At 66.7% G+C, this 6,121-nt stretch carries 6 protein-coding genes and 1 pseudogene; 4 read left to right on the forward strand and 3 right to left on the reverse strand.

Annotated elements, in window-relative coordinates:
- Both RWO33_RS18650 and RWO33_RS18655 read right to left on the reverse strand, forming a co-directional pair.
- Positions 1–505, reverse strand: a pseudogene (locus tag RWO33_RS18650) (hypothetical protein); the annotation flags it as partial.
- Positions 506–514: 9 nt separating this feature from the next.
- Positions 515–1,114, reverse strand: a complete 600-nt coding sequence (locus RWO33_RS18655; RefSeq protein ID WP_314106744.1) for an NfuA family Fe-S biogenesis protein — start codon at positions 1,112–1,114, stop codon at positions 515–517.
- Positions 1,115–1,205: 91 nt separating this feature from the next.
- On the opposite strand from RWO33_RS18655, the gene RWO33_RS18660 reads away from it, so the two are divergent.
- The 3 genes from RWO33_RS18660 (at position 1,206) to zupT (ending at position 2,910) form a co-directional block, all read left to right on the forward strand.
- Positions 1,206–1,556 (forward strand): 4a-hydroxytetrahydrobiopterin dehydratase, encoded by a 351-nt coding sequence (locus RWO33_RS18660; protein WP_145480205.1) that lies wholly within the window; start codon positions 1,206–1,208, stop codon positions 1,554–1,556.
- 17 nt (positions 1,557–1,573) lie between these two features.
- Positions 1,574–1,996: a TonB family protein gene (locus RWO33_RS18665; RefSeq protein ID WP_314106752.1), complete on the forward strand. Its 423-nt coding sequence runs from the start codon at positions 1,574–1,576 to the stop codon at positions 1,994–1,996.
- Between the two features lie 104 nt (positions 1,997–2,100).
- On the forward strand, positions 2,101–2,910 hold the full coding sequence (gene zupT / locus RWO33_RS18670) for a zinc transporter ZupT (RefSeq protein ID WP_145480203.1): 810 nt from the start codon (positions 2,101–2,103) through the stop codon (positions 2,908–2,910).
- A gap of 151 nt (positions 2,911–3,061) precedes the next feature.
- Here the strand turns inward: zupT and RWO33_RS18675 are convergent, their stop codons facing one another.
- Positions 3,062–4,039: an RluA family pseudouridine synthase gene (locus tag RWO33_RS18675; protein WP_145480201.1), complete on the reverse strand. Its 978-nt coding sequence runs from the start codon at positions 4,037–4,039 to the stop codon at positions 3,062–3,064.
- A gap of 404 nt (positions 4,040–4,443) precedes the next feature.
- On the opposite strand from RWO33_RS18675, the gene RWO33_RS18680 reads away from it, so the two are divergent.
- On the forward strand, positions 4,444–6,121 hold a 1,678-nt coding region (locus RWO33_RS18680; protein WP_314106749.1), incomplete at its 3' end, for an Rne/Rng family ribonuclease.

Here is a 6,121-nt window from a genome sequence, read left to right on the forward strand (position 1 = left end):
CTGCACTTGCCGCTGCGGCGGCGGCCGCGCTGCCGGCAGCGGCAGCCGGTTCGCCACCGCCGCTGTCCTGCGGTGTACCGCTGCCCAGGAATTCAACCTGGATGCGGCCGCCGTCGCCGCCCTGCTCCGGCGACACCGGCGGGCGGATCAAGGCCACCCACAACAACAGCGCGGCGAACATCACGTGCAGCAGCATGCTGATGACGCCGGAGGTCCAGCGCATCCAGCGCTGGTCGCGCGGGGCCGGATCCCAGGTCTGCCACAGCAGCCGGCGCATCGCCTGCAGCGTGCCCAGCGCGGGCAGGCGGCCGGGCGACCCGGGCAGCGGTCGCGGCAGCAGTTCGGCAATGACTTCCGATGAGCGGAACGGGCGCGGCAGCGGCGTCAGCGCACGCAGCCACAGGCCCCACCCATAGGGAAGGCCCGTGGTTTTTTCGACGATGCGTTTTTCCGGCTGGCGAGCCAGCAGCGCTTGGAGGATCTCGTCAGCCCGGCGCAGTGTCACGCAGGACGATCAGGCAGCCGTGCCGCGGGGGATGTACGGCGCGTGCCCGCTTTCATGGTCGGTCGCGTCGCGCACGGCGGTGATGCCGGGCACGCGGCCCATCAGGGTTTTCTCGATGCCCTGCTTGAGGGTGACGTCGGCCATGCCGCAGCCCTGGCAGCCACCGCCGAAGCGCAGCAGCACCACCCCGTCGGCGGACACCTCCTGCACCGCGACCTTGCCGCCGTGCGAGGCCAGCTGCGGGTTGACTTCGTTTTCCACCACCCAGCGCACGCGTTCCACCAGCGAGGCCGAGTCGGCCGGCACCTCGCCCTTGATCTTCGGCGCCTTGATGGTGAGCTGCTGGCCGCCGGTGCCATTGGTGACGATGTCGATGTCGGCCCCGTCCATCCAGGCCACGCTGGTGGCGGCCACGTACAGGGTGAAGCCGTCGCAGTCCACCGCCCACTCGTCGCCGAGCAGGTCGGCCGGTTCGGCGAACTCCAGCCGGGCGTCGGCGCGCGGGGTACCCGCATCGACGGCGCTGAGGCGCACGCCCATGCCGGGCACGGCTTCGCGCTCGATGAGCTTGCGGAAATAGGTCTGGGCAGTGTCGGAGATCTGGATCATGCGGCTATTCTAGCGGCTTACATGTTATGCGCTCATTCGGTTTATACACTGTCCGGCGCATTGTTCAGACATACACGAGGTGGAGGATTCCATGGCCGACCTGATTCCCCTGGCGCAGGCCCATTGCGTGCCCCGCAAGGGCAGCGACCATAAGCTGGGCGAGGCCCGGGTGGCCGAGCTGCTGCCGCAGATTCCCGGCTGGGAACTGGCCGAACAGGGCCAGGCCCTGACCCGCACGTTCCGCTTCAAGGACTACTACCGGACCATGGCGTTCGTGAACGCCCTGGCCTTCATCGCCCATGCCGAAGACCACCACCCGGACCTGGGGGTGCATTACGACCGGGCGGTGGTGCGCTTCTCCACCCATGACGTGGGTGGCCTGAGCGAGAACGACTTCATCTGTGCAGCCAAGGCTTCGGGCCTGACGGAGGAATGGAAATGAGTGTTCGAAACACGGCCATGCAGCGCGTGGTGCTGCACGGGTGGGTCGTTGGACTTGCGGTCGCAGGGCTGGCGGGGTGTGGTGGTTCGTCGGAACCGGCCGCGCCGGTGGCCGCGCCTACCGAGGTAGCGGCGGTGAAGACCCCTCCGCCCGAATACCCGGTTGAACTGGCCTGCCAGGGGATCGGTGGCACCAGCACATTGAAGGTGGTGGTCGGTACCGATGGCACCCCTGGCGAGATCACCCTGGCCAGCAGCAGCGGCAATGGTGATCTGGATCACCGGGCGCTGCAGGCGGTGACCAAGTGGCAGTTCAAGGCCGCCACCCGCGCCGGTCAACCCGTCCCGACCACCATCCAGGTGCCGGTGAGCTTCAATCCGCCGCAGCCGAAGCCGGATGAATGCTTCGCCATCGAAGAGCGGCTGCGCCGCGGCGGCTGAGCCCTGCCCCATCCCCACGGATGTCAGCCGGCGCCAGCTCCGTTTTCCTTCCGCGCCGCGGCTGTTCCGCGGCGCGCTGTTTATGTACAAGGACGCGTTGACGCATGCCGGATATCTCAAGTGGACACGTATGGCTGGCCCTGGCGGTGACCCTGGCGGCCGGGCTGGCAACCGCGCTGGGCAGCCTGATGGTGCTGTTCTCGCGGCGGCCCAACCCGCGCCTGCTGGCGTTCGGCCTGGCCTTCGCCGGCGGCGCGATGGTGTTCGTGTCGCTGACCGAAATCCTGACCAAGTCGATCGATTCCTTCACCCAGGCCTACGACGCGCGGCTGGGCTTTGCCTACGGCACAGGCGCGTTCCTGTGCGGCGTGCTGCTGATCGTGCTGATCGACCACTTCGTGCCCAATCCGCATGACAGCCTGGACAAGCAGGACCCGATGTACCGGGAAAACAACAAGGCCTACATCAAGCGGGTGGGCCTGTTGACGGCGGTGGCGATCACCGCGCACAACTTCCCCGAGGGACTGGCCACCTTCTTCGCGATGCTGGAGAGCCCGTCGGTGGGCATGCCGTTGGCGTTCGCCATTGCCATCCACAACATCCCCGAAGGGATCGCGATCGCGGTACCGGTGTATTTCGCCACCCAGAACAAGTTCTATGCCTTTGGTGCCAGCCTGCTGTCGGGCCTGGCCGAGCCGATCGGCGCGGCCATCGGCTACGTAGTGCTGTCCGGCGTGCTCAACCACGCCACCTTCGGCTGGGTGTTCGGGATCATCTCCGGGGTCATGGTGTTCCTGGCCCTGGACGAACTGCTGCCGGCGGCCAAGCGTTACGCCAAGGGCCACGAAACGGTGTATGGCCTGGTCGCCGGCATGGGCAGCCTGGCGATCAGCCTGGTGTTGTTCAAGTGGTGATGTGCGTGCGGGCGTGACGCAGATACCGTGGGCCGGCCAACGGCCGGCGCTACCGGGACCTCGACGCCATGCGTCCGAAGCCCCGGTTTGATTGATCCCGATCCCAATGGGCCCGTAACAATCCGTAGCCCCGGCCGTTGGCCGGACAGCCTCACCCCAACCGGTTCAACGCCTCCGTCAACTCATCGGCCAACGGCGCGTTGAGGGTGTACGGGGTCTTTCCCGCGTCCAGCGAAAATTCCAGCGAAGCCGCGTGCAGGAACAGGCGCTTCAGCCCGATCTGCTCACGAAGCCGCTTGTTGACGTCGGGATCGCCGTATTTGTCGTCACCGGCCACTGGATGACCCAGGTGCTGGGCGTGCACTCGGATCTGATGGGTGCGACCGGTCTCGATGCGTACCTCGCAGTACGAATGCCCGCCCCGACGCTCCAGAACCTTGAAGTGGCTCACCGATTCCTTGCCGATCGCATTGACCTGCACGTGGCGTTCCCCGCCCTGGCGCAGCCCGACGTGCAGCGGCGCGTCCACCGTCATCACCCCGTCGGGCATGCGCCCGACCAGCAGCGTCAGGTAACGCTTGCGGATACCCGCACCGTGGTCCTCGCGCAACAGGGCCTGCAGCTCGCTCAGTGCTGAGCGCTTCTTGGCCACGATCAGCAGCCCCGAGGTGTCGCGGTCGAGCCGGTGCACCAGTTCCAGGGTCTTGCCCGGGCGCAGCGCGCGCAGCGTTTCGATCGCCCCGAAGCTGATCCCGCTGCCGCCATGGCTGGCCACGCCCGACGGCTTGTTCAGCGCCAACAATCGTTCATCTTCGTAAACGATGGCGTCTTCGAGCCGCTTCATGAACGCCGCCGGCGGGCCAGCCTTGTCGCCCTCCTCGGTGAGACGCACCGGCGGCACGCGCACTTCATCGCCGCCCTCCAGCTTGCGCTCGGCCTTGGCCCGGCCGCCGTTGACCCGGACCTGGCCACTGCGCACCAGCTTGTACACCAGGCTGCGCGGCGCGCCCTTGAGCTGTCCCAGCAGGAAGTTGTCCAGGCGTTGCCCCGCCCGGTCGTCCGGGACGGTGATGAGACGGACGCTGGTCTTGCCTTCAGCGGGCTTGGGAGGCGGTACGGTGTCGGTCATTGGCCTTTTATTCTGTTACACTCGGCAGGCGAGATAAGGGATTGATTTCGTTGGAAGTTGCTCTGGGCCAGAAGCCCAACTTCCCGCGATTCCGGCACAGTGCGCAGCCACCGCCCCCGGGGCGGCCATGTTAGCGGCTCACCGGCAGTCCCGGCCATCGCCGGATGCCTGACACGCGTCTGCGCTGAAAAAATGTCCCTGTGGCGCTCCAGCCTGGCTGAAAGCTGCCTCCGGCCCGCAACACCCAAACCAAAACAAAATGAAGCGCTCCCGCGGCCTGCCGTGGTGTTGTAGCGCTGGAAACCCAAGCCGCCCTCCCCGCGCATGCGCGATGGGCGTGCAAGCGTGACCAGAAGCGAAACCCCATGGCGTTCCGCGCGGTAGCAGCGCGCGAGGAACGCAATATGAAGCGAATGCTGATCAACGCCACGCAGGCCGAAGAGCTGCGGGTAGCCATCGTGGATGGCCAGACGCTGTACGACATCGACATCGAACAGCCGTCCAAGGAACAGAAGAAGTCGAACATCTACAAGGGCCGCATCACGCGCCTTGAGCCGTCGCTGGAAGCAGCCTTCGTGGAATACGGTGGCGAACGCCACGGCTTCCTGCCGCTTAAGGAAATCTCCCGCGATTACTTCCAGGCCGGGGTCGACCACAACAAGGCCGGCATCCGCGAACTGCTGCGTGAAGGCCAGGAAGTGGTGGTCCAGGTCGACAAGGAAGAGCGTGGCAACAAGGGCGCCGCCCTGACCACGTTCATCTCCCTGGCCGGCCGCTACATGGTGCTGATGCCGAACTCGCCCACTGCAGGCGGCGTCTCGCGTCGCATCGAGGGCGAAGACCGCGCCGCGCTGAAGGAAGCGCTGGACAAGCTGAACATCCCCGACGACATGGGCGTGATCATCCGCACCGCCGGCGTCGGCCGCGATGCCGAAGAGCTGCAGTGGGACCTGGACTACCTGCTGCAGGTCTGGAAGTCGATCGCCGAAGCCGCGCTGACCAAGCCGGCCCCGTTCCTGATCTACCAGGAATCGCGCCTGATCGTGCGCGCCCTGCGCGACTACCTGCGCGCCGACGTGGGCGAGATCCTGGTCGATACCCAGGAGCTGTACGACACCGCCCGCGAATTCATGCAGCAGGTGATGCCGCAGACCCTGCGCAAGCTCAAGCACTACACCGACGACATTCCGCTGTTCAACCGCTTCCAGATCGAATCGCAGATCGAAGGCGCCTATGAGCGCAACGTGCGCCTGCCCTCGGGCGGCTCGATCGTGGTCGACCAGACCGAAGCGCTGACCGCCATCGACGTGAACTCCTCGCGCGCCACCAAGGGCAGCGACATCGAGGACACCGCCTTCCAGACCAACCTGGAAGCGGCCGAAGAAGTGGCCCGCCAGCTGCGCCTGCGCGACCTGGGCGGCCTGGTGGTGATCGACTTCATCGACATGTCGTCGAACAAGCACCAGCGCGAAGTCGAGAACCGCCTGCAGAACGCGCTCAAGTACGACCGCGCGCGCGTCCAGCTGGGCCGCATCTCGCGCTTCGGCCTGATGGAAATGAGCCGCCAGCGACTGCGTCCGAGCCTGGGCGAGTCCAGCCAGATCGTGTGCCCGCGCTGCGACGGTCATGGCCGCATGCGCAGCGTCGAATCGCTGTCGCTGTCGATCATCCGCGTGGCCGAAGAACATGCCATGAAGGAAAACACCGGGCAGGTACTGGTCCAGGCCCCGGTGGAGATCGCCAACTACCTGCTCAACGAAAAGCGCAGCGCCCTGCGCGAGATCGAACAGCGCCACGACGCGCCGATCGTGATCGTCGCCGACGAGCAGCTGCACACCCCGCATTACGAAGTGACCCGCCTGCGTGAAAACGAGCTGGGCGAAGAGAGCGGCAAGCCCAGCTACCAGCGCGGCACCCCGCGCAAGCTGCCGGTGCATGCCCTGACCAAGGCGCAGCTGAACATCCCGGCCGCGCCGGCGGTGACCAACGTCAAGCACAGCTCGCCGGCCCCGGTCCGCGAAGTGGTGGAACCGGTGGCTGCACCGGTCCCGGTCGCCCCGGCCCCGGTGGCCGCCCCGGCCG

Source organism: uncultured Stenotrophomonas sp., assembly GCF_963519925.1.
GTDB lineage: Bacteria > Pseudomonadota > Gammaproteobacteria > Xanthomonadales > Xanthomonadaceae > Stenotrophomonas > Stenotrophomonas maltophilia_AE.

Excerpts from the sequence above, each read along its gene's own strand:
- RWO33_RS18675 (WP_145480201.1), bottom strand. The coding sequence starts at position 4,039 with ATGACCGACACCGTACCGCCTCCCAAGCCCGCTGAAGGCAAGACCAGC.
- RWO33_RS18655 (WP_314106744.1), bottom strand. The coding sequence starts at position 1,114 with ATGATCCAGATCTCCGACACTGCCCAGACCTATTTCCGCAAGCTCATC.
- RWO33_RS18660 (WP_145480205.1), top strand. The coding sequence starts at position 1,206 with ATGGCCGACCTGATTCCCCTGGCGCAGGCCCATTGCGTGCCCCGCAAG.
- zupT (WP_145480203.1), top strand. The coding sequence starts at position 2,101 with ATGCCGGATATCTCAAGTGGACACGTATGGCTGGCCCTGGCGGTGACC.
- RWO33_RS18665 (WP_314106752.1), top strand. The coding sequence starts at position 1,574 with ATGCAGCGCGTGGTGCTGCACGGGTGGGTCGTTGGACTTGCGGTCGCA.